The following is a 23,964-nucleotide window of genomic DNA, read 5'->3' on the forward strand; positions in this document are numbered from 1 at the left end:
GCAGCTAGGGAGTAGCGCATGCGGCAATGAGCGCATCCGGATCGGTGACACTGATCCACAAGGAGCGCACCCGCACCGACATGAACACCGCCTTGGCTTGCGCCGGCGGCTCGATCGTCAGTGCCACCAGGCCCTTTCCGGACCCGTTGACCAACCACCGGCCGCCGGCCGCCAGAATAGTGGACCCCCGCCGCGAACACCCTGGCATTGGTGAGCGCGGCACTCTTGATCGACGCTACGGGAATGTCGGCGGCGAACGCCCAACCCATCCGCACGTACAGGTTGCCTGCCTCGACCCGAACCGCGCAGTTTTTGGGTCCCAGGCCCAGCGGCACCGAAAGGGGCAGAAACCACCGTTCGAACCGCAATTGCGTTTTCACAGAAAAACGATACCGGCGCCGCCCGCCCGGCTGCGAACGATTTCAGAGACTCGCTTAGCCGATGATTTTGTCGCCTGCTACGGGGATACACTCGGTCCGTTGAGGTAACCGGGCGCACAAAGGAGCGCAAGCCCATGGCTATCGCCGAAACGGACACTGAAGTCCGCACACCGTTCGAGCAAGAAGTCGCCGACACACAGCGATACTTCGACAGTTCCCGTTTTGCCGGGATCGTTCGCCTCTATACGGCGCGACAAGTCGTAGAGCAGCGCGGCACGATTCCGAACGACTACACCGTCGCACGAACCGCCGCGGGCGCCTTCTACCAGCGCCTACGCGAGCTCTACACCGAGAAGAAGAGCGTAACCACCTTCGGCCCCTACTCGCCGGGCCAGGCCGTGAGCATGAAGCGCATGGGCATCGAGGCGATCTACCTAGGCGGATGGGCGACCTCGGCCAAGGGTTCCACGACCGAGGATCCCGGACCCGACCTGGCCAGCTACCCGCTGAGTCAGGTGCCCGACGATGCGGCGGTACTGGTACGCGCCCTGCTTACCGCCGACCGTAATCAGGAGTACCTGCGCCTGCAGATGACCGACCAGCAGCGCGCCACCACCACGGCCTACGACTTTCGGCCCTTCATCATCGCCGACGCCGACACCGGCCACGGCGGTGATCCACACGTGCGCAACCTCATCCGCCGCTTCGTCGAGGTTGGAGTGCCTGGTTACCACATCGAGGACCAGCGCCCGGGCACCAAGAAGTGCGGCCACCAAGGCGGCAAGGTTCTGGTGCCGTCCGACGAACAGATCAAGCGTCTCAACGCCGCTCGTTTCCAGCTCGACGTGATGCGAGTCCCGGGCATCATCGTCGCGCGCACCGATGCCGAAGCAGCCAATCTGATCGACAGCCGCGCCGACGAACGGGACCAGCCTTTCCTGCTGGGCGCCACCAAACTCGATATCCCCTCCTACAAGTCCTGCTTCCTGGCCATGCTCCGGCGCTTCTACGAACTGGGCGTCAAGGAACTCAACGGTCACCTGCTCTACGCTCTCGCCGATGCCGAGTACGCCGCCGCCAACGGCTGGCTCGAGCGTTCCGGCATCATGGGCCTGATCTCCGACGCCGTTAACTCCTGGCGCGAAGACGGGATGCAGACTATCGACGACCTTTTCGACCAAGTCGAATCCCGGTTCGTGGCCGCGTGGGAGGACGACGCCGGCCTGATGAACTATGCAGAGGCCGTGGCCGAGGTGCTCGCGTTCGGTCAAAGCGAAGGCGATCCGGTGGCGATGAGCCCCGAAGAATGGCGGACTTTCGCCGCGCGCGCATCGCTTTATGCGGCTCGGCAAAAGGCGAAGGAATTGGGCGTCGACCCCGGCTGGGACTGCGAGTTGGCAAAAACGCCAGAAGGCTACTACCAAATCCGGGGCGGCATACCGTATGCCATCGCCAAGTCGCTTGCGGCGGCACCATTTGCCGACATCCTCTGGATGGAGACCAAGACGGCCGACCTCGCCGACGCGCGGCAGTTCGCCGAGGCGATCCATGCCGAGTTCCCGGACCAGATGTTGGCCTACAACCTCTCGCCGTCGTTCAACTGGGATACCACCGGCATGACCGACGAGGAGATGAAGCGCTTCCCCGAAGAGCTGGGCAAGATGGGCTTCGTCTTCAACTTCATCACCTACGGTGGGCATCAGATCGATGGTGTTGCCTCCGAAGAATTCGCAACGGCGTTGCGACAGGACGGCATGCTGGCGCTGGCTCGGCTGCAGCGCAAGATGCGCCTCGTCGAGTCCCCTTATCGCACACCACAGACCCTGGTCGGCGGCCCGCGCAGCGATGCTGCGCTGCAAGCCTCGTCCGGACGCACGGCGACTACCAAGGCGATGGGCAAGGGCTCCACACAGCACCAACATCTCGTGCAGACCGAGGTGCCCAAGAAGCTGCTGGAGGAGTGGCTGGCGCTGTGGAGCGATCACTACCAGCTGGGCGAAAAGCTGCGCGTTCAGCTGCGGCCTCGCCGCGCCGGCTCCGACGTGCTGGAACTGGGAATCTACGGCAACGACGACGAACAGTTGGCCAACGTCGTGTTCGATCCCATCAAGGACCGCCACGGCCGCAGCATTCTCACCGTGCGTGACCAGAACACGTTCGCTCACAAGCTTCGCCAGAAGCGGCTGATGACCTTGATCCACCTCTGGCTGGTCCACCGGTTCAAGGCTGACGCGGTCTACTACGTCACGCCTACCGAAGACAACCAGTATCAGACCTCAAAGATGAAGTCGCATGGGATCTTCAGCGAGGTCAACCAGGACGTGGGCGAGATCATTGTCGCGGAGGTCAACCGCCCGCGCATCGAGGAGTTGCTGACGGCGGACCGGGTGGCGCTGCGACAGTTGATCACCAAGGGCGACTAGGTCCTGTCTGCTAATTGCGGACGCGGTGGTAGGTGATGATGGCGGCCAGGGTGACACCGCCGAGGTAGGTCAGGGCGTATTTGTCGTAGCAGGTGGCGACCGCGCGCCAGTGTTTGAGCCGGTTGAAGCTTCGCTCGACGGTGTTGCGGTGCTTGTAGATTCGGCCTGAGAACCCCGGAGGCCGTCCTCTGTTGCGGCCTTTGGCTTTGCGGCGGGTGATCTGGTCGCTGCGCTCGGGGATGGTGTGGGCGATCTTGAGCCGGCGCAGCTGTGCCCGCGTCGAGTCATGGGAGTACGCCTTGTCCGCCAGCAGGTGAAACGGGGCGTATGAGTTGCTGCACCGGGCGGCCAGCAGTGGCCAAAGCATCGGATTATCACCGGCTTGACCGGCCGACAGTGCCAGGGTGACCGGACTGCACAGCTGGTCGGTCAAGGCGTGGATCTTGGTAGTCAGCCCGCCGCGGGAACGCCCAATGGCGTGGTCATCGGGCTCATGGAGATATTTCTTGTAATTCGACAGATCCCCCTGTGCGGCGCCCGGGGCGCGCTCCGGCTGCGTGTTGGTGGGCGCGCACACTGGTCGAATCGACCGACAACAGTGCGCCCAGGTCGGCGTCCTCGGCGTCGAGGTCAGAGGCGATCGCCGCGAAGATCCGCGCGTAGATGCCATCGACCGACCAGCGTAGATGCCTCTCGGCCACCGATTGCCAGGGACCGAAGTGCTCGGGCAGGTCACGCCACGGAGATCCCGTACGGTAACGCCAGATAATGCCCTCCAGAGTACGTCGATGATCGTTCCACGGCCGGCCACGCCGCCGCCCCGCAGGCAACACCGCCACGATCAGCGACCACAAATCATCAGAAATCGCATGCGTCCGCATCACCCAAACAGCATCAGCCAAAACACCATTCACATTAAGCAGACACGCCCTAGGCGTACATCTGCCGCTCGGGAGTTCACCCAGCGAGGTTCCAGTCAGCCAGATGGCGCGATGGATTGACCGTGCCATCCGGCAGGAGCTACGACGGCTACGGGGTGACGCTCTGGAAGAACAAGCCCGACAGGCTGCTGCCGACATTGGCGAAGCCCGACACCAGACTGGTCATCGCTAACGGCAACGTGCCGGTGTTGGCGAAGCCCGAAACACCGGTGCCCAGGTTGGAGAAGCCCGAGAACACGCTGCCGTAGTTTTGGTAGCCCGAGCCACCAATCAGTCCGGTGGCGTTTGTGTTGAACCAGCCCGACAGCCCCGATCCGTTGTTGCCAAACCCAGAACTGCCGCCCGCTCCGGCATTGAAGAAGCCCGATGACGGCGCAGTGCTCGAGTTGAGGAAACCTGAACCGGCGGGGATCGAAACTTGCGCCAACGTACCGGCCGGCACGTGAATGCTCGGGATGGTGAGCGCAGGCGTGGTGAAAGACGCCAGGCCTATCGGCGGGATGGTGAGTTCCCCTGTTGTCGTGGGCGGAATGTTGATCTGCGGGAGGGTGAACCCACCAACCGCAATCGGATCGATGGTGAACGGCTCAGTCGTAATCTGCGGAATACTGATCTGCGGAAGCGTGAACCCACCAACCGCAATCGGATCGATGGTGAACGGCTCAGTCGTAATCTGCGGAGTACTGATCTGCGGAAGCGTGAACCCACCAACCGCAATCGGATCGATGGTGAACGGCTCAGTCGTAATCTGCGGAGTACTGATCTGCGGAAGCGTGAACCCACCAACCGCAATCGGATCGATGGTGAACGGCTCAGTCGTAATCTGCGGAGTACTGATCTGCGGAAGCGTGAAGCCATCAAGCGCAATGGGATCGATGCTCAACGGGGGAGTCGTGAACTCGGGAGTGGTAATCGCCGGCAATGTGAAATCGGCGAGGTGAATGGGCGGAACGTTGATACCCGGGATGGTGAAGTTGGGCAGGCTGAAGCCGGAGATAGAGATTGGACTGATGGTGAATCCGCTGAGGCCAATGGGCCCGAGTGTAAGCGTTCCGGTCTCGAGGTAGGCCCCCTCCATCCCATAAAAATTACCAATGGCCGGATACTGGCCCGCGATACCTGTTTGCAAAGCAATTATGTTGTTGGGAATGAGCGCCTTGAAATCCAGATGGAAGCCCGGAATTGTGACAACGGGCCCAGCTATTGTGGGCGTTACTATCGTAGGCGTGGTAAACGAACCCGTAGTGATGTTGTTGGCGAATATCGACTGAGTGGTGATCCCCGGCAGATCAAAACTACCAATAGCGGTACCCGCAGGTATCGATATCGATGGAATTGTCAACGATGGGATCGCCAATCCCGGCAAGTTAAACGCACCCACCGTAATATTCGCCGGCGTCGTCGCCGCCGGAATCGTCAACGGCGGCAGCGTCAACCCAGGCAGATCAAACGCACCCACCGTAATATTCGCCGGCGTCGTAATGGCAGGTAGCGACATCGAGGGCAGTGTTAGGGCAGGCAGATTGAAGCCCGGAACCGTGATCCCCGGAACATCAAGAGGCGGCAACGTTAGCTCGGGCAGTCCGATTCCGAAGTACAGGCGGCCCTGACCGACGCCGCGGAAAAAGATGCCGTTATTCATGTCTCCCGTGTTGAACAGGCCGTTGTTCATGTCTCCCGAGTTGAGAATTCCGGTGTTGATGCTGCCAGAATTCAACCAACCAGTGTTCGCGCGCCCGATGTTAAATGAACCCGTGTTGGACGAGCCTGGATTGAAACCCCCTATGTTGTAGCTGCCGGTGTTCAAGATTCCCGTATTTCCATCGCCCACGTTCAGGACGCCGGTGTTAAATTAACCGGCATTGAAGAGGCCAGTACTGCCATTGCCAGAGTTGAATATTCCCGTGCCGAAGTTGCCGGTATTGCCAATCCCGAAATTGCCGCTACCAGAATTGAAGAAACCGATGCTTCCATCGCCCGAGTTGAACAGACCGACGTTGCCGGTGCCGGAATTCAGTAGGCCGATGCCGACCTGATTATTCCCGTTGAGCCCGGTACCGATGTTGTTGTTTCCATTATTGCCAAACCCGAAGTTTCCACTTCCAATATTGGAGAAGCCATTATTGAAGTTTCCCAGATTTCCGAATCCAAAATTGTTGCTCCCGAGGTTTGAGGCTCCGATATTTGAACTACCAAAGTTTCCCGATCCAAAGTTGCCGCTACCTAGATTGCCGCTGCCGAAGTTTCCGAAGCCGTTGTTCCCGTTGCCAACGTTGCCACCACCGACATTGGCCAGACCGAGGTTGAGAGTTGTGACGCGATCCGGGACGGCCGGGGCGGCAGCGGCTCCGGATGCACCACCGCTCATCACGGTCGACAGGCCGGACTGCAGACCCGCCAGGCTCTGCAGCGGAGCAAACGGCGTCAGCGCCGTGACAACCGCCGACGCGCCGGAATGGTAGGCCGACATCACCGACACATCGAGAGCCCAGATCTCCTCATATGCCGCCTCCACGGTGGCAATCGCTGGCGCGTTTTGCCCGAAGAGATTCGAAAGCACCAACGACACCAGGTTCGAACGGTTAGCCGCCACCAACGCCGGCGGCACTATCGCAGTCCGCACGGCCTCAAATTCGGCCGCCATGGCACTGGCCTGGGCGCCCGCCTGCGCGGCCTGGCCAGCCGCAGTGGCGAGCCACCCTGCGTATGGCGCCGCTGCGCCGGCCATCGCAAGCGATGCCGCGCCTTGCCACGACCCGCTCAGAATTCCCGAGGTAATAGATTCGAAAGATGAAGCCGCCATTGATAGTTCGTCGGCCAGCCCGTCCCAAGCCACCGCGGCCGTCAGCATGGGTTCCGATCCCGCGCCAGCGAATATGAGAGCCGAGTTGATCTCGGGTGGAAGCACGGAGAAGTTCATCGCCAACCCTTTCGCTGAAGGCTCCACGCCAGGACCAACGACAGTGGGCCCGGGTGTCAGTCGGCGGCCGTCACGCCAACCTCGTAGCGGACAAACTACGCGCATAACCGGTAGAGACTTTCGCATATTTATCATAACCCGATCATTCTGTTATCTGATCATGATTCTATATCCGGGCTATTGCCAAATTTCTTTACACGGGCCGTTCAGGACATATCCAGCGGTCTCGATGTCAAGCCAGAATCAGGCGTTGACCTCCCGAAGTAAGGGGATATGCAAGGGAATTCGGTAGCGGATCCAAGCCGCTTTCGCGCGGAACTTCCTCGCCGAGTATGCGTTAAATTCAGCTGCCGCAAACCCGCAATTTGCGCCATCAGCGCCCGGAAAATCTCAACAATGCAGAACAATGCAGCTAGGCTCGTCCGGCGACAGCGCAACTAACGGCGAATCACCCCATGGTCGCCATGGCAGCAAACCGCGGACCCGGTCCACAGACGTGATTGCAGGCGTCTCGGTGCTCAGACCCAGTGCGGCCACAGCCCCCAGCGAAGCCGCGCAGACTTCTACGATGGCGCCGATAACGGGCAACTGCGGCGGCGGGATGCGGTATGACGGAAGCTGGCTTGGTGCCAACGGGCATGCGACGACCGCAGCGACCGTCAGGATGCTTCGTTTCCATCCACAGCCGATCGGGTATGGGAACGAATGGTTGCAGCAAGGCCCGACCAAACAATGCCCGACCAACAGTGGCGACGAGAGCGGAGAGTGACATGAGATCCCAAGCCAGGACGACATTCGCGGTTTTTGGCGGCGGCGCCATGCTTGTTCTGGCGGTGGCCTGCGGTGGCGGCGAAAACAAGGCGCCAAGTAGCACAACGCCGACCACGACACCCACAACAACAATCCCATCCAGCCCATCCAGCTCACCTACGACAGAGTCGTCACCGGCGCCCGGCGGTCCGTCCGGCACTGGCGGCCCAGAGGGCGGGGGCGGCGGCGTGCCCGGCGGTCCCACCGGCAGCGGCGGTCCGGGTGGGGGAGGCGGCAGCATCCCGGGTGGGCCCACCGGCGGCGGTGGACCAGGCGGTGGCGGCGGCACCATTCCCGGCGTGGGTGGGGGCGGCGGCGGGCCGGGCGGTGGCGGCGGCTGCATCGGCAACATCTGCGGCAGCTACCCGTGATCGCGAGACGTCACTGAAACTTCCTTGAACTTTGCGGCGACGTTCGCCCCGGCCATGGTGACCCAGGCGCGTTAGTTGATGCGTTCCGGCGACGGTCGGTCCGCGTTATGGTTCGGTCAAGGCCGATCGCAAGCGCAAGGGAGCCTCGACATGGCCAAGCTCAGGTTCGGATATTTCATCGCCCCGTTCCACCGTGCCGGCACCAATCCAACACTGGCCCTACAGCGCGATCTGGAGTTCGTCGAACATCTGGATGCCCTCGGGTTTGATGAGGCCTGGATCGGGGAACATCACTCGGCCGGCAGCGAGATCATCAGTTCACCGGAGGTCTTCATCGCCGCCGCCGCCGAACGGACCAAGCGGATCCGCCTTGGCACGGGGGTCATATCGCTGGCCTATCACCACCCGCTCTGGGTCGCTGACCGGCTGATGCTGCTCGATCATCTCACCCACGGTCGGGTGATCGGAGGCATGGGACCGGGTTCATTGCCCACCGATTCAGCGATGATCGGGCTTACCCCCACCGACACCCGCGAGCTGCTGGAAACCAACCTCGACATCGTCGTCCGGCTGTTGGCTGGGCAAACCGTGACCGCCAAGACCGCAACACATCAACTGTTCGACGCGAGATTGCAGCTTGCGCCCTACTCGGAAGGGGGGATCCCACTGGCGGTCGCCGCCGTCGCGTCGCCGACCGGTGCGCGGCTGGCCGGCAGGCATGGCATCGGCCTGCTGTCGATCGGAGCGACGCTGACGATCGAGGGCTTCGATGCGCTGGCCCATCACTGGGGCATCGCCGAAGAGCGCGCCGCGGCGTTCGGCACCCACGCCGACCGCAAGAACTGGACCCTGGTCGGGCCGTTTCACATCGCCGAGACCGATGCGCGAGCCCGTGCCGACGTGAAATTCGGCATCGAGCCTTGGTTCCGATATTTCCAAAAAGTTGCCGCGTTCCCCCAGATGACCATGCCTGGAGAACAACTTGACGAGATGATCGACATCATCAACGAGAACGTCGCCGGTGTGATCGGTACCCCGGAGCGGGCGCGGGCACAGGTCCAGCGACTGTGGGATCAATCTGGCGGATTCGGCTGCATGCTGCAGATGGGCCACGAATGGGCAAATCCCGCGGCGACCAGACGTTCCGCCGAGCTGTTCGCCGCCGAAGTGATGCCGCACTTTCAGGGACAAGCCCAGCGCACCCTCGACGCTGCCGTGCGTGCCGGCGAAGTGCGGGAAGGTCTGGCCCAGACGCAGCTGCAGGCCATCGACCACATGACCAAGAAATATCAGCAAGAACTCGACAGCAAGTAGCCGCTGAGGCCGAAAGCCGTTGCAGCTGAAGCTCAGCGATCACCGATTAGGGCAAGCGCTAGCCGGTGCTGGAGGCCTCCCGCTCGGCCGCCTTGACGAGTCGACCTGCAAAGAACTTGACCGCGTTGCCCAACGCCGCACGCATCACCGACCCCGTTCCGCGAACTCCCTCGGAAAAAGAGCCGCTCCAGCGGATGTCGGTGCCGCCGGATGCGTTCGGGGTGAAGACCACTTCGCCGTGATAGTCCTTGGCCGGAGTCGAAGACCCAACCATCTTGTAAACATGGCGGCGGTCCTGCTCGTACTCGACGGTCTCCTCCTGCACGAGCATGGGCCACATGCCTACCTTGCGAACCGCCCCGACACCGCCCGGTGCCGGGTCACCTTGCCGCGCCCAGCTCGACTGCATGACGATTGGCTTGGCCCAGTTAGCCCAGGTGGCGCCGTCCGTCGCGAGCCGGAACAGCGTCGCGGCAGGCGCGCTACTGGTCTTGGTGACTTCGAAGGAGAACTTGCGACCCGACATACCCACTCCCGATCTCACGAATGCCTGCAACGGTGCTGCCGCGTACCCTACCGGCACGCCCGACGCTGATCCGTCCGGCCCAACGCCGACCAGGCAAAATGGCCCCCTTGCCCGAATCTCGAGGGCATACTCAGCTTGTGTCGAACGTCGAAGCCCCCGCTGTTCCGCCCCCGCCGTCACAAGCCGACGTCGACGCGGCGTTGCGGATCATCAAGCCGCTGCGAAAACTGATCAAGCCCAAGGTATATGGCATCGAGAATGTGCCAACCGAGCATGCGTTGCTGGTCGGCAACCACAACACACTCGGCATGGTCGATGCCCCGTTGCTGGCCGCGGAGCTGTGGGAGCGGGGCCGGCTGGTCCGCTCCCTCGGAGATCACGCACACTTCAGAATTCCGGGGTGGCGCGAGGCCCAGATGCGGATGGGCGTCGTCGAAGGAACCAGAGAGATCACCTCGGAGCTGATGCAGCGCGGCGAGCTGATCATGGTGTTCCCCGGTGGCGGCCGGGAGGTCAACAAGCGCAAGAACGAGCGCTACAAGTTGGTGTGGAAGAACCGACTGGGGTTCGCACGCTCAGCGATCCAACACGCATATCCCATCGTGCCGTTCGCTTCGGTCGGGGCTGAGCACGGCATCGACATCGTGCTCGATACAGATTCACCGCTGATGGCACCGACCCAGTTCCTGGCCGACAAGCTGCTCGGCATGCGCGAAGGGCCGCCTCTGGTCCGCGGCGTCGGGCTGACTCCGGTGCCCCGGCCCGAGCGGCAGTACTACTGGTTCGGCGAGCCTATCGACACCACGGAGTTCGCCAGCCGGGAAGCCGACGATAGCGCCGCGCGCAAGGTGCGCGAGCGTGCGGCGGCTGCGATCGAGGAGGGTATCGAGCTGATGCTCGCCGAACGCGAACGCGATCCGAATCGCTCGGTGGTCCGCCGATTGTTGCGGTCGGACGCCTGATAAATACGCGAGTCGCACCCGAAAATTCGGCGCTGTGATTGGACCCGCGAGCCGGCCGCTGGCCGCCTGGCCGTCCGTCGATGACGCTGGCTGAGTCGTGGCGCCGCCGACCTCCACTCGCTAGCGCATTCAATCGCTGGCGCAGCCGGGGGAGAGATTCCTGGTTGTGCGACTCGCTTATCCGATGGACCGTCCGATCCGACGAGGTTTACGGGCAGCACGCGGGCGTGTGCGAGTCTTTATGTGGTGAAGGGGATTCGACAACGGTGATCGCGCGTGATGAGGCTGAGGCTCAGGCGTCGTCTGCACCCGACCAGGTGGGCTTGGTTCGGTGGAATCCGGTTTCCTCGACGCATCGGCGCGGATGGCGAATCAAGTGGGCACCACTTCTGGTGATTGCGGTGATGCTCGGCGCCTGCGGCGGCCCGCCCCCTGCCGTCAGCCCGCCGGCTACTACGGACAATTCCTATCTCAAGACCCGCAGCCAGCGGGTGCTCGACGGCGCCGTCAATCCCGATGAACCGGGCTGCTCGGCCGCAGTAGGCGTTGAGGGCGTTGTCATGTGGACCGGTGTCCTCGGGATTGCGGACCTGGCTACCAACAAGAAGGTCACCAAGGACACCGTGTTCGACATCGGCTCGGTTTCCAAGCAGTTCACCGCCACCGCGGTGCTGCTCCTGGTCAACGAGGGCAGGCTGACGCTCGATGACCCGTTGGCCCACTATGTTCCCGACCTTCCGGACTGGTCGTCCGCCGTCACCGTCGCGCAACTGATGCACCACACCAGCGGCATCCCCGACTACACCGGCTTGCTCGAGGACCAGGGGTACCAAATGAGTGACCGGACAACCCAAGCTCAAGCCTTGGCCGCGATACAAGGGGCACCTGAGCTGGAATTCAAGCCCGGTAACCGCTTCGAGTACTCGAACTCCAACTATCTGCTGCTCGCCGAGATCGTGCGGCTGGTCTCCGGCAAATCGCTACCTGACTTCCTGAGCATCGAGATATTCCGCCCGCTGGATCTGGCCATGGTCGTGGATCCGATCTCGGCAGATCCCGATGAGGCGGTCTCCTACGGCGAGGGCGACACCGGCAACCCACCGCAGTTCCCGGTGCTCCACTCAGGTTGGGAGCAGGTCGGCGATGGCGCTATCCAGACCACGCCCAGCCAACTCGTGCTCTGGGCCGACAACTACCGAACCGGCAAAGTGGGCTGCCAGAAGCTGCTTGACGAGCAACTTGCCGGTGCCGTGGAAACCGAACCCGGCAGCGGCGACCGGTATGGCGCCGGCATCTTCTCCCGTGCCAACGGCACCCTCGACCACGACGGCAGCTGGGCCGGATTTGTCACTGACTTCCGGATCAGCAGCGACCGGCGTACTTCGGTGGCCGTCAGCTGCAACATGGAAGGACAAGATCCCCAAAGCCTGGCCGATGCAATTGGACGCCTGTGGATGTAGCCGCGAGCACTCCAGGTTGACGGCCGCTCGAGCACCGGATTCGGGTGTCAAACCCGGCCAACGACGACCAAAACGTCATTCCGATGTAACAGAGCCAGAGCGGGCTGCAATCATTCACGGTATGGCGCAACCTTCTGTCCTCACCACCGATGATGGCCTACCGTCCGGCGTAGCGGGTGCCTGCGACTCCCGGTTCTCCGGGGTCGTGCGTGCCTTCGCGGGGTTGTACCCGGGACGCAAGTTCGGCGGCGGGGCGCTATCGGTATACATCGAGGGCCGTCAAGTGGTCGACGTCTGGACGGGCTGGGCCGATCGCAACGGCGAAGTCCCTTGGACTGCTGACACCGGAGCAATGGTGTTCTCGGCCACCAAGGGCCTGGCCGCCACCGTGATTCACCGCCTGGTGGATCGCGGGCTGCTGGATTACGACGCCCCCGTGGCCGACTACTGGCCGGAGTTCGGGGTCAAGGGCAAGTCGGCAATCACCGTCAGCGACCTGCTGCGACATCGATCCGGGCTATCGCACCTCAAAGGTGTCGGTAAGAAGGAAATATTGGACCACCTCCGGATGGAGGAGAAGCTGGCGGCGGCACCGCTGGATCGCACGCACGGCAAGATGGCGTACCACGCAGTGACCTACGGTTGGCTGCTGTCCGGTCTGGCCCGCGCGGTGACCGGCAAAGGTATGCGTGACCTGTTCCGTGAAGAACTCGCCCGCCCGCTCGACACGGATGGTCTCCATCTAGGCCGCCCGCCGGCCGATGCGCCGACCACCGCGGCACAGACGCTGCTACCACAATCCAAGATCCCCACGCCACTACTGGACTTCATCGCGCCAAAAGTTGCCGGACTGTCCTTTTCTGGTCTACTTGGCGCCGTCTACTTCCCGGGAATTCTGTCGATGTTGCAGGACGACATGCCATTTCTGGATGGCGAGATCCCAGCGGTCAACGGCGTGGTGACGGCGCGCGCCCTGGCCAAGACGTATGCGGCGCTGGCCAATGACGGTGTCATCGACGGCATGCGACTGTTGTCGTCGGACGCGGTAAGCGGACTGACCGGCAAGGCCGAGCTGTGGCCAGATCTCAATCTTGGTCTTCCCTTTACTTACCACCAGGGCTACCAATCCTCTCCCGTCCCAGGACTGCTGGGGGGATACGGCCACATCGGTCTGGGCGGAACCATCGGATGGGCGGACCCCGAGAGCGGCAGCGCCTTCGGCTACGTACACAACCGGCTGCTGACCTTGCTGCTCTTTGACATCGGTTCGTTCGCCGGGTTGGCACCGCTGTTGAGCAGTGCTGTCTCGACCGCCCGGCGGGAGGGCCCGCTAGAGGTACCGCACTTCGGTGCTTCCTACCGCGAGACTGGTCAGCAACCGCTGGCGGCCGGAGAAACCAGCTGAAACCAGCCGGTCGGTGTGGCTCAGAAGGTCGCCCGGGCCAAGAATCGTCTCAGTGCCTCGGCCGCGCCGTCGACATCAACCCGATCTGGGCGACGACGCCCCCACAGCAGCAGAACCAGATCCGACGCGGTGGCGCTGACCGTGGCATCGGCCACGGTCTCGATTGGCATGGCATGGCAATGCCCATCCCCGACTCGGACCGTCCATCGGGTATCGGTATCGCAGGCGCGTAACGAGATTGTCTGAAACGGCCCAGCCAAATCCTTCGACATCGCCGGCAACACATCATCGATGAACTCTGTCACGCCATCGGCGGCTAACTCTGATTCGATCGGTTCCTCGGGCCCTACCGCAGTTACGGCGTCCCAACAGTGCACCGCAGTTTCGTGCGCAACTCAGCGCCGGATAAAACCCACGTCTTGTCGACGTCCCCAAGTCCATGCCGGTACGGCGGGATCGATACCTGCGAGCGCGTCACTGGTCTCGGCCACACCGTCGCGAAACCAGTCCACCAGGTTCGGCGGCCGGGCAGGCTCCTGGTAGGTCTCCGGCCCAGTAATGGCTCCGACAGCCACCTGCCGCCAAAACGTGTGCACGACACCGACATGCCAGATCAGGTCTGCGATGGTCCATCCGGCGCAGCTCGGCACCGAACGATCCAGGCCCGCCTCGGACACGCTGACAATCCGATCGCCGTCGCGCCGCAGCGCGGCTAGGTAGTCGACCCGCCCCATGCCTGGCGATGGTACCGCCAGCCCTCGCCACGGCAGCACCGAGAAGCCCGCTCCCAGAATCAGGCCGCAGCCGCTAGCTCCGTGTTGGGGATGGACATATCCGATCACGGTCTACTGACATGGCAGACAGTGCATCTCGCTCTTGCGCGGGTCGATTGGCCGCGGTCACTGGGGTTGGCACCGGGCCCCGGCGGACTTGCTAGGCGATGGCTGATTCGTGTTGCTGTGCACCCGGCCAGTTACACCGCCCGGCCTCACCCGCCATACCCTCGATCGGGCAGCACCTCCATACCCAGAACGAGGGCGGCGGCCTCGTCCAGGGATAGGCGTCCGCCCTCGTTGGTGGCGGTGCGATAGTCGGCTTCGGAAAGTTGCTTGCGGACTTGGCGTTCGCATTGTTCGTGGAATGGCCCCACGTGTGCCGAGACGGCGCCGCCGGCGCCGGCAGCGCGGCTCACGGCGGCTGCGGCGGCCATCAAAACCGCGGCGCGCCGCGGATCGTTTCCGGCCGCGGCAATCCAGGAACCCGTCTCCAGAAATGTCGCGCAGGTGATGGTGTCGTTGATCGTCCGAGACAGTTGCAGGCCTTCGCGAATCGCGTGCTCAGCCAGGTCCAGTTGCCCCAGCGCCAGCCGACTAGCCGCCAGGCCCGCCAAGAGGTAGGTCCGCAAGACGATGTCCTGGCCGTGGGCTTCGGACAGGGCGATGCCCTGCTCGGCGTGGGCCACCGCGGTGTGGGCGTCATTGGCGGCAGCCGACGTCCATATCATCACCAGGCGGGCATAGATTTGCACCCGGAATTCGTCGGCGCTGGCCAGCGACTGCTCGGCCAAGCTCCGCGCCAGGTCTAGCTCGCCGCGCAGCAGGGCGAGCGCTCCTTCGTTGGCGTTGAAATAGGCGAGGGAGTTGTGGTCGGTCACGGTGGTGAGCAGTTCACCGGCTTCTGCCTGTCGAGCGGCCATGGTGGGCATATCGACCTGCAAAAAGGCTAGTTCGGCCGCTGCGACGATCGCCTGCAGTCGCGCCGCGTTGGGTTCGGCGGGGGCCGGCGTCGAGGGCCTTTTCGATCCATCGGCGCCCTTGCTGCAGCATCCCGATAGCGGTCCAGGGATCGCGTAGGTTGGTGGCCATTTCCACGGCATCGGCGGGTGCAACGGTCAGCGCAACCTGCAGCGCTTCTTGCAGGTTGGGCATCTCCCGTCGCAGGCGGTGAAGCCAGTCGAGTTGATGTTCGCCAAACCATTCCTCGCAGGCTTTCTCGGCGAGCTGGCGGTACCAATCAAGGTGGCTGCGGTGCAGCTCGGCTTGCTCTTGCACGCTGAGCTTGGCGTATCCAAATTCACGCAGCGTTGCCAGCTGCCGAAAACGCAGCACGTCTTGGGCCGCGGTGCGGATGAGGATCGATTTGTCCTCGAGGGCACACAACGCCTCGAGTAGCTCATCGTCGGACATCTCTGGCGCGCAGATCCGTTGAACGGCGTTTGGCTCAAAGCCACCGCGAACACCGACAACCGTGCCCACAGTTGTTGCTCGGCCGGGGTACAACGCTCATAACTCCAGCTGATGCACCAGTTCAACGTGCGCTGGCGAGCCGGCGCCCCGCGCTTGCCATGGGTCAAGAGCCCCGCCCGGTCCGAAACCCGCGCGGCGATCTGTTCGACGGCCATCGTCCGCAACAACGGAGCGGCCAGTTCGATGGCCAACGGCAGCCCGTCAAGCTGAGCACAGATGTGCGCGACGGCCGCAGCATTGCGCTCGGTGAGCTTGAAACTGCGCTGGCTGGCACGGGCATGTTTGACAAACAACGCCACGGCATCACAGCGGGCCAAATCCTGCAGACCAGGCAGGTGACTGGTATCGGGAACCGACAGCGGAGGAACCGGCAGCACCACTTCGGTATCGATGTCAAAGAACTCTCGGCTGGTCGCCAGAATCTTCAGCCTCGGGCAGCGTGCCAGCAGTGTCTGGATGAACGGGACCGCCGCGTCAATGATGTGTTCACAGTTGTCGAGCACCAGCAGTGCCTCACGGTCAGCCAGAGTTTCGACCATCACCTCCAACAGCGGCCTGGCGGTCTGATCGCGAATGCCCAGCGCCGCGGCCGCCGCCGCAACCAACAGCTCACCATTGCTCAGGTCGCCCAGCTCGATCAACCACACGCCATCGCGAAATTCCCCGACACATTCGCGGGCGGCCCACACCGACAAGGTCGACTTACCGATTCCACCGATCCCGGTCAACGTCACCAATCGCGAATTCAAGATCAACTCTTTGAGTTCGGCAAGTTCGGCCTCACGACCGACAAACCCAACAAGCGGTGGCGGCGGATTCCCCTGTGCCGGCGCTCTGACTCCGTCAAGCAACAAAGCGGTAATCATGTGGGTGAATTCGCGACGAGCGACCCGCCCATGCTGAACGGACCACCCTGCGCCCGAGACGAGGCTGAAAAACGCTTCGGTCAGCCAGCCCGCGGTCACGTCGGTGCGGAACTCTCCGGCGCGTTGGCCGCGCAGAAAAATCTCCTCGATCTCGGAGTTGATTCCACGCCACTCGGCAACCGACTTCCGAGTCTCAAAGCTTTGACCTTGCACGTAGCGCAGCGTCAAGTAGCCCGCCACCGGCTCGCAAGCCGCAACCAGTATCCGCAGCGGATCAGTAGGTGAATATTCCTGCCAGTGAGAGGTTTTCAGCGCACCACGCATCTGCTCGATGGCCGCGTGATCCAGTGCCTCGAGCAATGCGGTACGTCCGTCGAAGTGGCGGTACAGCGTTGAGTGGCTGACCCCCGCGGCAGCGCCGATCTCATCCAGGGTGGCGTTGGGCCGCGTGCTGAGAAAGTCAGCTGCGGCGCGCAGCAGACGCTCGGTTTCCATTCAGACTCTCACTTGGTCTCTACTTCGTCTACGGCATTCGGTGCTACTGGTCATACCGAGCACCCTTCCGCACCTGCTCACCGGTTGCCACCCGGCATGGACCACGCGCGGGAGTGAAACCGTGGATCCGCCTGGTAAGGCGGATGCTTATTGAAGACCTCGGTGTAGATTCCAGGCTTGCCTCTCGCGGCGAGTCTGGGTGACTTCGCCGCGCCGCGCGCGTGCACAGCTACCTACACAGGCCCAACACGCACCGTCCGAATCCGCTCCCACCAGCTAAACTGGGCCAGACCATGTCGGCGCCAGCTTTGCCATCTCCAGTTGCTGCTGAGCCCAGCCGGGCCCGCAGGCCCAATTGGCCGCGCGTGCTACTTGCCGCACCAGCGCTGGTGGCGGCAACCGCATGGCTCCCACCCACCCCCGGCGTCACGGCCAGTCCAACCGCGACCAACTCCGCCAAGGTCGACACACAAACCAACCCCACTGAGCCACAACACAGTTGGACTTCCCAGGCCGCACAAGAAGAACGAGGATGCAGCAGCGGACGCGGCGTATGGTGGCGCTGCGGGCGAGATTGAACCCCGCACTAAACACCATCGCCCGACGCTAGAACTCAACAATCAATACCCACACCAGGGCGGCTGCCACCAACAACAGCGCGGTCAGAATCGCCGCGCGCACAATCGCGGACTGCCGATGGAACCAGTCACGCAGCTGGGCGAACCGCCAATCGGTCCAGCCATACGCGCGCGCGGCCCAATCGGACTCGATCGCCAGGACACGGAACGCGACCAGGACCGCGGGAATGCCCAGCTCCGGCAGCAGCACCATGAGAGGTACGGATGCGATCAGCAGCGCCGCACCGAAGACGGCGAGCAGTACGCGAAGCACCATCGGCTTGGCCCGCGCTCGGTCTCGGTAGGCAAGCACGCGCGCGAATGCCGCATCGCGAGTCGTGGCCGCGGGGTTGCAGTCGCCTGAGTCCACGGATACCCCTGCCTCGAGTCGATCGACGGGCCCGCTAGGCACGGACTTTAGTGGACCGATAGGCCAGCCAAGGGGTGATCGGTGCGTCGCCGGGGTGGCCGAGGCCACAAGGTGCTTGCGGTGCCAGACCTGCGCGGTTGCTTAGACTGCGGTTATGAATGACGGTTCCCGGCAGGACTCCGCGGCTCCAAAAGGCCTGCTAGAGATCGAGGACTGCCTGGATGCCGGCGGCAACATCGAGCTGCCGCCGGGCACCACGCTGATCTCTCTCATTGAACGCAACATTGCCAATGTCGGCGACTCGGTGGCGTATCGCTACCTGGACCACAATCGGACGGCGCAGGGGCACGCCCTGGAGGTCACCTGGTCAGAATTCGGCGTCCGGTTGCAGGCCATCGGTGCCCATGTGCAGAAGTTCGCCGGCGACGGTGATCGGGTTGCGATTCTCGCGCCGCAGGGCATTGACTACGTCGCCGGGTTCTATGCGGCGATCAAGGCGGGCACGATCGCGGTACCGCTGTTCGCACCCGAACTCCCCGGCCACGCTGAACGTCTCGATACCGCGCTGCGCGACTCGGAACCTACGGTCGTGCTCACCACCGGCGCGGCAAAGCCTGCCATCGAGGAGTTTCTGGCGAACCTTTCCCACCTACGCAGGCCGCACATCATCACCATCGATGATGTGCCGGATTCGGCGGGGGAGTCTTTCGTTCCGGTCGAGCTCGACATCGATGCCGTTTCGCACCTGCAGTACACGTCCGGATCGACACGTCCACCGGTCGGTGTGGAGATCACCCACCGTGCCGTGGGCACCAACCTGGTGCAGATGATCCTGTCCATCGACCTGTTGAACCGCAACACGCATGGCGTCAGCTGGTTGCCGCTGTACCACGACATGGGTTTGTCCATGATTGGCTTTCCCGCGGTGTACGGCGGGCACTCCACACTCATGTCTCCGACTGCGTTTGTCCGCAGACCGCAACGATGGATCCATGCCTTGTCGGCTGGATCGCGCACCGGACGCGTGGTCACCGCAGCGCCAAACTTCGCCTACGAATGGGCGGCCCAGCGTGGTCTACTCACACCCGGCGACGACGTCGATCTGAGCAATGTCGTACTGATCATCGGTTCGGAGCCGGTCAGCATCGATGCCGTCACGACGTTCAACAAGGCGTTCGCGCCCTACGGGCTACCGCGCACAGCGTTCAAACCCTCCTACGGGATCGCAGAGGCGACGCTGCTGGTGGCAACCATCGACCATGCCGCTGAGCCCACGGTCGTCTACCTCGACCGCGAACAGCTGGGCGCCGGTCACGCCGTACGCGTGGCCGCCGACGCACCCAACGCGGTGCTTCAGGTGTCCTGCGGCCGCGTCGCCCGCAGCTTGTGGGCCATGATCGTCGATCCCGATACCGGCACCGAATTGCGTGACGGCGAAGTCGGCGAAATCTGGCTGCAAGGCAACAACGTCGGTCGCGGTTACTGGGGACGGCCCGAAGACACCGAGCGGGTGTTTGGCGCCAAGCTGCATTCGCAGCTCGACGAAGCTAGCCACGCCGCCGGCGCCGCGGTCGACGGCGCCTGGCTAAGAACCGGTGACCTGGGCGTCTACCTCGACGGCGAACTGTATGTCACCGGCCGAATCGCCGATCTGATCGTCATCGATGGACACAACCACTATCCCCAGGACATCGAGGCCACCGTTGCCGAGGCCTCACCCATGGTCCGGCGGGGATATGTGACAGCGTTCGCGGCACCCGCCAATGAATTGCCTACGGCCCAAGACTCGGATAGCCACAACACCAGCCCACAGCTGGTCGTCATCGCAGAACGGGCGGCCGGAACCAGCCGCGACGATCCACAGCCCGCGATCCAAGCCATCCGCGCCGCGGTGGCAAACCGCCATGGATTGGCGGTGGCCGAAGTGCGTTTCCTTCCCGCCGGCGCCATTCCGCGCACGACCAGCGGCAAGTTGGCTCGGCGGGCATGCCGCGGCCAATACCTCGGCGGGGTATTGGGAGTGCACTAGCACTCACCACGAGCCAAGCGAGCCGCTGCGCCGCTGATCAGCGAGGATTTCGCTGATGACATGGCGGGCACTGCCGGCCAGCTGAGGGTTGGTGGTCTGGTAGTAGGGAAGGGCAACGAGGGCGATCGACAAAGCCCGACCGCAACCGCGTGCCCAGGTTTCGGCGTCTACGCGCAGCATGGTGCGGAACTGCTCGCGCGCCGGCGCGGACAGCAGATTCCACGCGGGGATGAGGTCGACACTGGGGTCGCCCACGCCCATCAAGCCGAAATCGATCACCCCCGCCAACCGGCCGTCGACGGTCAGGATGTTGAACGGGGACAGGTCGCCGTGGAACCACGTCGGCGGCCCCGCGTACCCGGGGATGCGCAGCGCTCGTTCCCACGCGACGGTAACGGCCTGGACGTCGAGGCGTCCGTCCAGCATCGCCAACGCGCCGCGGACCTGCTCATCCTGCTCGGCCAAGGGCTTTCCCCGCACCGCGTCCGGCCCGCCTGCGGGGTCGATGCGGCGCAGGGCGCCGATGAAGTCGGCCAGGTCCCGAGCAAGTCCGATAGGATCGACAAGCTGGCCGACCTTCGGATTCTCACCTGTGACCCAACGGCAGATCGACCACGGCCAAGCGAACCCCTGCGCCGCGGCACCCAGCCCCACTGGGGCCGGGCTGGCGACGGGCAGCTGCGGGGCGATTCGACCGAGCCAGCGCTGCTCGGTTCGCAGGCTCGCCACCGCGCAGTGGATCCGCGGAAGCCGAACCGCCATGTCGGTTCCGAGCCGGTACATGGCGTTGTCTGTGCCGGCCGAGTCGATCGGTGTCAGTGGCAGGTCCGCCCAGTGCGGGAATTGGGTGGACACCAGCCGCCGGACCAGCGATGCGTCGATGTCCACCTCGTCGGCGTGCATCTTGGCGGCGGGAGCTCTCAGCCGCTTCTCGAACCTGATACTGCCGTCGGGTAGATCCCCGGCCGCGCTCCAGCCCAGTTTGCGGTAGAAGCCGGCGGCACGACTCGAGCCGTCGGTAGTCAGCCAGATCTCCGTGTGCCGTTCAAACAGTGTTGCTTCCACGCGCCGCATCAACGCGCTTCCCACACCGCGACCCTGAAACTGCGGTCGAACAAAGCAGGCGAACACGCTGCCGGCGGTCGCATCGGCCATCGTGAAACCCGCGGTGACCCCGTCGACATCTGCGACCCACAGGCACGGCGAGGCGCGCATGGCCTCTCGCACCGATTCTTTGGTGATGCCGAGTTCGGCGAGTTGCTCGAGCGACAGATGGTTCTCGGTGACACTGGTGCGGATCTCGAACACCGCGTCGATATCGGCCTCGCCGGCGATCCTGACCCAAACCCCCCTGCTGAGGGTGCGCTCGTAGCGATCGAAGACGTTTCCGTCCGGCTCGCGGATCCGGCTGGTGCGGCCAAAGCCAGCCCACAGCGCGACCCGCGCCGAAGCCGAGTTCTCCGGCTCCACCTTGACCACCGCAACGGTGGCATCCAGCTCTGCCGCATAGCGGCACACCAGGTCGACCGCGCGGGTGGCCAGGCCGCGCCCGCGCCAGGCCGGGTAGAGGCCGTAGGCGACGTTGACCTCGCCGAAGGCCAGTCCCTCACCGGCAAATCGCAGGTCGACCGTCCCCGCCGGAACCTGCTGCGGCCCCACTCGGATCGCGAAGGCCCGCAGTGGTCCGCCGGTAGCCCATTGGTCACGGCAGTGTTCGAAGTACGCCGCCGCGCTGTGCTGGGTCACCACCCCGCCGCTGAGCCAGCGCGCTGTCAGCTCGTCTTGGCCGGCGACGTGCGCACTCACCTCATCGGGACGAAACGGCGAGAGCGTGACCGTGCCATCCGATAGCGGTGGGTCGACCATTCAGCGATTGTTGCCACCGACGTGTGCCGGGGCAACCGAATATTCCGGGAGCCGCAACGCATCTCGCACCAGCAGCGATATCACGGCCGAATGTCCGTGTACTGCAGGGTGTAGCCGTCGCTGGAAAACGTGAAGCCTTGTGCGCTCGTTTCACTTGCACAGGAGACACCGACGGATTCCTGAAAGTTGCACCGGAAACCGGCCGCATCGAGGACTTCGTTGAAGGGCAGAACCTTCGCCGGCTCAACGGCCGCAAAGGATTGTGCCTTGCTCAGCACGGCGAAGTGCGCCTCACCGGTCTCCTCGACCACGATCGCATTCGGCGCGTCGGTAGTACCATCGGAGTTGGTCACCGTGTCTGGCGCACCGTGGATCCCGATCGCCGAACCGCTGGCAGACTGACAACCGGCCTGGACATGGGGCAGGATCGCGCAACGCCAGCGACCGCTGGGCGATTCGAAGTAGTAGCCCGCGCGAGCGCTGCCGGTGTCCAAGAAGTAGTCGGCCGCGTTCGCCAGCTGCAGATTATTACTGGGAGTCGGCAGTGTGGACGTAGAAATCGTGGTGCCGGTTGGCGCCGGAGAACTCTCTCCGGTGGTAACGCCCGGCCCATCGCCACACCCCGCCGTGCTCGCCAACAACAGAATTGCTGCCCATCTCCCGACGCCGGTACCGCTGATTCGCATACGGCCATGGTGGCATTACCGCACCCAAGGCGGCCCCGGCTGGTCGAGCCGACGGTGCTGAACTTCGCACCGGCATGCGGTCGTGCGCTTTCACAGGCTCGTCGCCTGCCCCATGATCAGCGGCGGTGGCGCCCCGGCGTGCGGATCGGCGCTGGCCTTGTAGAACGCCGGCAATGCGCCGGCCGCGGCGACGTATTCGGCATCAAGTGTCACCCGATACCACTGGATACCCATCGAGGCAGAGATCTGCGGGTCGGCGCTTCCGACGTTGACGATCTCGGTGACCCGCACGCACCTCACACGTTGGTCCATGCGTAATGAGAACTGCGCCAGCCCGTCTCGGTCGTGATCCGGCGATGTTGCGCCATAGATCGCACGCATCGGCCGGCCCAGGTACCCCCAAGCCGCGCCCTAGTCGCGGTCGTTGACCGCGTTGAAGTAGTCCACGATCACCCGCTCGCCTCCATCAACGGGCCTGGTGACAGGCCTGCCGCCGGCGCATCCGACCTCTGCCGATGGCCGCCCGCACAGCGGGTAGCCGGCTCCGAACAGTGCCGTCACCGCGACCAATGCCGCACCGGCCGCGAGCCTGCCTCGCTTCCGTGAAGGGCCCACGGCAACCACGATAGGGCCGTGGTGCGAGCGGGCAGGCCCGCACCGTGCCGGTCAATCAGCAACCGTTCTAGGGACCCCAAATCATGAGATCTTCCATTCCATTGTTCATCGCAACAATGGTCGGAGCCGGACCGGTGACATCGAAGTAGATCTTCCCGGTCGATGATGCACCCTGTGGGATGGTGGCCACGCTAATGGTGTTCGGGCCCGACGCTTGCCACAGGACTCGGTAGTTGACCCCGTCCGCGGCGCGAGCGTTGAACTGAGAAATCGCCGGAGTGACCGGGCCGCTGATTGCATTAACGGTGGCAGTGGCTTCCCAGACTTGGCCGGCTACCGGGTAGCCGGGGATCACGTCTGAGCTGGATTTGAGATCGCTGACTGTCCAGCCGAGCACAACTTGACCAACGGAGTCGGTCATCTTCAACTCACTGCCGAATTTGCCGGTGATCGGATATGCGGCGAATGCGATTGGTGCAGTGATGGTCGCGATGGTCGCAATTGCCACGACGGCCACCGCCGTCTTTATCATCGTGGTGAGCTTCATTGGTCCTCCTCCACTATTTTTTTGGAGCGATCACGCCGTTCAAACCTCCCGGCATGACTAACTCTAGGTCTTAAATGGCCTATTGCTACCCGCAATTTGGCAGCAAACACCACTG

Annotated in this window: 18 protein-coding genes and 4 pseudogenes; 7 read left to right on the forward strand and 15 right to left on the reverse strand. The window is 63.5% G+C overall.

The window, feature by feature from the left end; all coding sequences use genetic code 11:
• Positions 1-4 precede the first annotated feature (4 nt).
• Positions 5-380: pseudogene (locus tag G6N41_RS18950) on the reverse strand (hypothetical protein).
• A 134-nt stretch (positions 381-514) separates the two neighbouring features.
• Here G6N41_RS18950 and aceA point away from each other — a divergent pair.
• Positions 515-2,803, forward strand: a complete 2,289-nt coding sequence (aceA, locus tag G6N41_RS18955) for an isocitrate lyase ICL2 (RefSeq protein ID WP_198965370.1) — start codon at positions 515-517, stop codon at positions 2,801-2,803.
• A 10-nt stretch (positions 2,804-2,813) separates the two neighbouring features.
• On the opposite strand, the pseudogene G6N41_RS18960 reads toward aceA, so the two are convergent.
• A pseudogene (locus G6N41_RS18960) lies at positions 2,814-3,687 on the reverse strand (IS5 family transposase).
• Between the two features lie 145 nt (positions 3,688-3,832).
• Positions 3,833-6,664 (reverse strand): annotated as a pseudogene (locus tag G6N41_RS18965) (PPE family protein).
• Between the two features lie 770 nt (positions 6,665-7,434).
• On the opposite strand from G6N41_RS18965, the gene G6N41_RS18970 reads away from it, so the two are divergent.
• Positions 7,435-7,845, forward strand: coding sequence for a hypothetical protein (locus G6N41_RS18970; protein ID WP_198965371.1), 411 nt, complete (start codon positions 7,435-7,437; stop codon positions 7,843-7,845).
• A 150-nt stretch (positions 7,846-7,995) separates the two neighbouring features.
• Entirely contained in the window at positions 7,996-9,159 is a 1,164-nt protein-coding gene (locus G6N41_RS18975; protein ID WP_198965372.1) for an LLM class flavin-dependent oxidoreductase, read from the forward strand.
• 58 nt (positions 9,160-9,217) lie between these two features.
• On the opposite strand, the gene G6N41_RS18980 is transcribed toward G6N41_RS18975, so the two are convergent.
• A complete protein-coding gene (locus G6N41_RS18980) occupies positions 9,218-9,685 on the reverse strand; it encodes an SRPBCC family protein (RefSeq protein WP_198965373.1) in 468 nt (155 codons plus the stop codon).
• Positions 9,686-9,822: 137 nt separating this feature from the next.
• Here G6N41_RS18980 and G6N41_RS18985 point away from each other — a divergent pair, with 137 nt between their 5' ends.
• The 3 genes from G6N41_RS18985 to lipD all read left to right on the forward strand — a co-directional run bounded on the left by G6N41_RS18985 (position 9,823) and on the right by lipD (position 13,512).
• Positions 9,823-10,647 carry a lysophospholipid acyltransferase family protein gene (locus tag G6N41_RS18985; RefSeq protein ID WP_407663833.1) on the forward strand — a complete coding sequence of 275 codons (825 nt, stop codon included), beginning with the start codon at positions 9,823-9,825 and terminating at the stop codon, positions 10,645-10,647.
• 266 nt (positions 10,648-10,913) lie between these two features.
• Complete coding sequence (locus G6N41_RS18990) at positions 10,914-12,107, forward strand: serine hydrolase domain-containing protein (RefSeq protein WP_198967924.1); 1,194 nt, start codon at positions 10,914-10,916, stop codon at positions 12,105-12,107.
• 121 nt (positions 12,108-12,228) lie between these two features.
• Complete coding sequence (gene lipD, locus G6N41_RS18995) at positions 12,229-13,512, forward strand: lipase LipD (RefSeq protein ID WP_012394530.1); 1,284 nt, start codon at positions 12,229-12,231, stop codon at positions 13,510-13,512.
• 20 nt (positions 13,513-13,532) lie between these two features.
• Here lipD and G6N41_RS28860 read toward each other — a convergent pair whose 3' ends face one another.
• The 6 genes and pseudogenes from G6N41_RS28860 to G6N41_RS19010 all read right to left on the reverse strand — a co-directional run bounded on the left by G6N41_RS28860 (position 13,533) and on the right by G6N41_RS19010 (position 18,106).
• A complete protein-coding gene (locus tag G6N41_RS28860; RefSeq protein ID WP_259593076.1) occupies positions 13,533-13,889 on the reverse strand; it encodes a hypothetical protein in 357 nt (118 codons plus the stop codon).
• 18 nt (positions 13,890-13,907) lie between these two features.
• Entirely contained in the window at positions 13,908-14,354 is a 447-nt protein-coding gene (locus G6N41_RS28865) for a maleylpyruvate isomerase N-terminal domain-containing protein (protein WP_231608590.1), read from the reverse strand.
• 146 nt (positions 14,355-14,500) lie between these two features.
• Positions 14,501-15,208, reverse strand: a complete 708-nt coding sequence (locus tag G6N41_RS28870; RefSeq protein WP_231608591.1) for a tetratricopeptide repeat protein — start codon at positions 15,206-15,208, stop codon at positions 14,501-14,503.
• Positions 15,180-15,698: a hypothetical protein gene (locus tag G6N41_RS28875; protein ID WP_231609062.1), complete on the reverse strand. Its 519-nt coding sequence runs from the start codon at positions 15,696-15,698 to the stop codon at positions 15,180-15,182. Before G6N41_RS28875 ends, G6N41_RS28870 begins: the two co-directional genes overlap by 29 nt.
• A 155-nt stretch (positions 15,699-15,853) precedes the next feature.
• Positions 15,854-17,119 (reverse strand): annotated as a pseudogene (locus G6N41_RS28880) (TetR family transcriptional regulator); the annotation flags it as partial.
• Positions 17,120-17,725: 606 nt separating this feature from the next.
• A complete protein-coding gene (locus G6N41_RS19010) occupies positions 17,726-18,106 on the reverse strand; it encodes a hypothetical protein (protein WP_020729082.1) in 381 nt (126 codons plus the stop codon).
• Positions 18,107-18,260: 154 nt separating this feature from the next.
• On the opposite strand from G6N41_RS19010, the gene G6N41_RS19015 reads away from it, so the two are divergent.
• Complete coding sequence (locus G6N41_RS19015; RefSeq protein ID WP_198965374.1) at positions 18,261-20,135, forward strand: fatty acyl-AMP ligase; 1,875 nt, start codon at positions 18,261-18,263, stop codon at positions 20,133-20,135.
• Positions 20,136-20,138: 3 nt separating this feature from the next.
• Here the strand turns inward: G6N41_RS19015 and G6N41_RS19020 are convergent, their stop codons facing one another.
• From G6N41_RS19020 to G6N41_RS19035, 5 genes are all read right to left on the reverse strand, one after another.
• Complete coding sequence (locus G6N41_RS19020; RefSeq protein ID WP_198965375.1) at positions 20,139-22,001, reverse strand: GNAT family N-acetyltransferase; 1,863 nt, start codon at positions 21,999-22,001, stop codon at positions 20,139-20,141.
• Between the two features lie 80 nt (positions 22,002-22,081).
• On the reverse strand, positions 22,082-22,639 hold the full coding sequence (locus G6N41_RS19025; protein ID WP_407663645.1) for a hypothetical protein: 558 nt from the start codon (positions 22,637-22,639) through the stop codon (positions 22,082-22,084).
• 138 nt (positions 22,640-22,777) lie between these two features.
• Positions 22,778-22,978 carry a hypothetical protein gene (locus tag G6N41_RS28885; protein ID WP_231608592.1) on the reverse strand — a complete coding sequence of 67 codons (201 nt, stop codon included), beginning with the start codon at positions 22,976-22,978 and terminating at the stop codon, positions 22,778-22,780.
• A gap of 120 nt (positions 22,979-23,098) precedes the next feature.
• Positions 23,099-23,302, reverse strand: coding sequence for a hypothetical protein (locus G6N41_RS28890; protein ID WP_231608593.1), 204 nt, complete (start codon positions 23,300-23,302; stop codon positions 23,099-23,101).
• A gap of 67 nt (positions 23,303-23,369) precedes the next feature.
• On the reverse strand, positions 23,370-23,849 hold the full coding sequence (locus tag G6N41_RS19035) for an MPT63 family protein (RefSeq protein ID WP_198965376.1): 480 nt from the start codon (positions 23,847-23,849) through the stop codon (positions 23,370-23,372).
• Between the last annotated feature and the right edge of the window lie 115 nt (positions 23,850-23,964).

Origin of the sequence: Mycobacterium shottsii (assembly GCF_010728525.1) — a bacterium.
Lineage (GTDB): Bacteria > Actinomycetota > Actinomycetes > Mycobacteriales > Mycobacteriaceae > Mycobacterium > Mycobacterium marinum.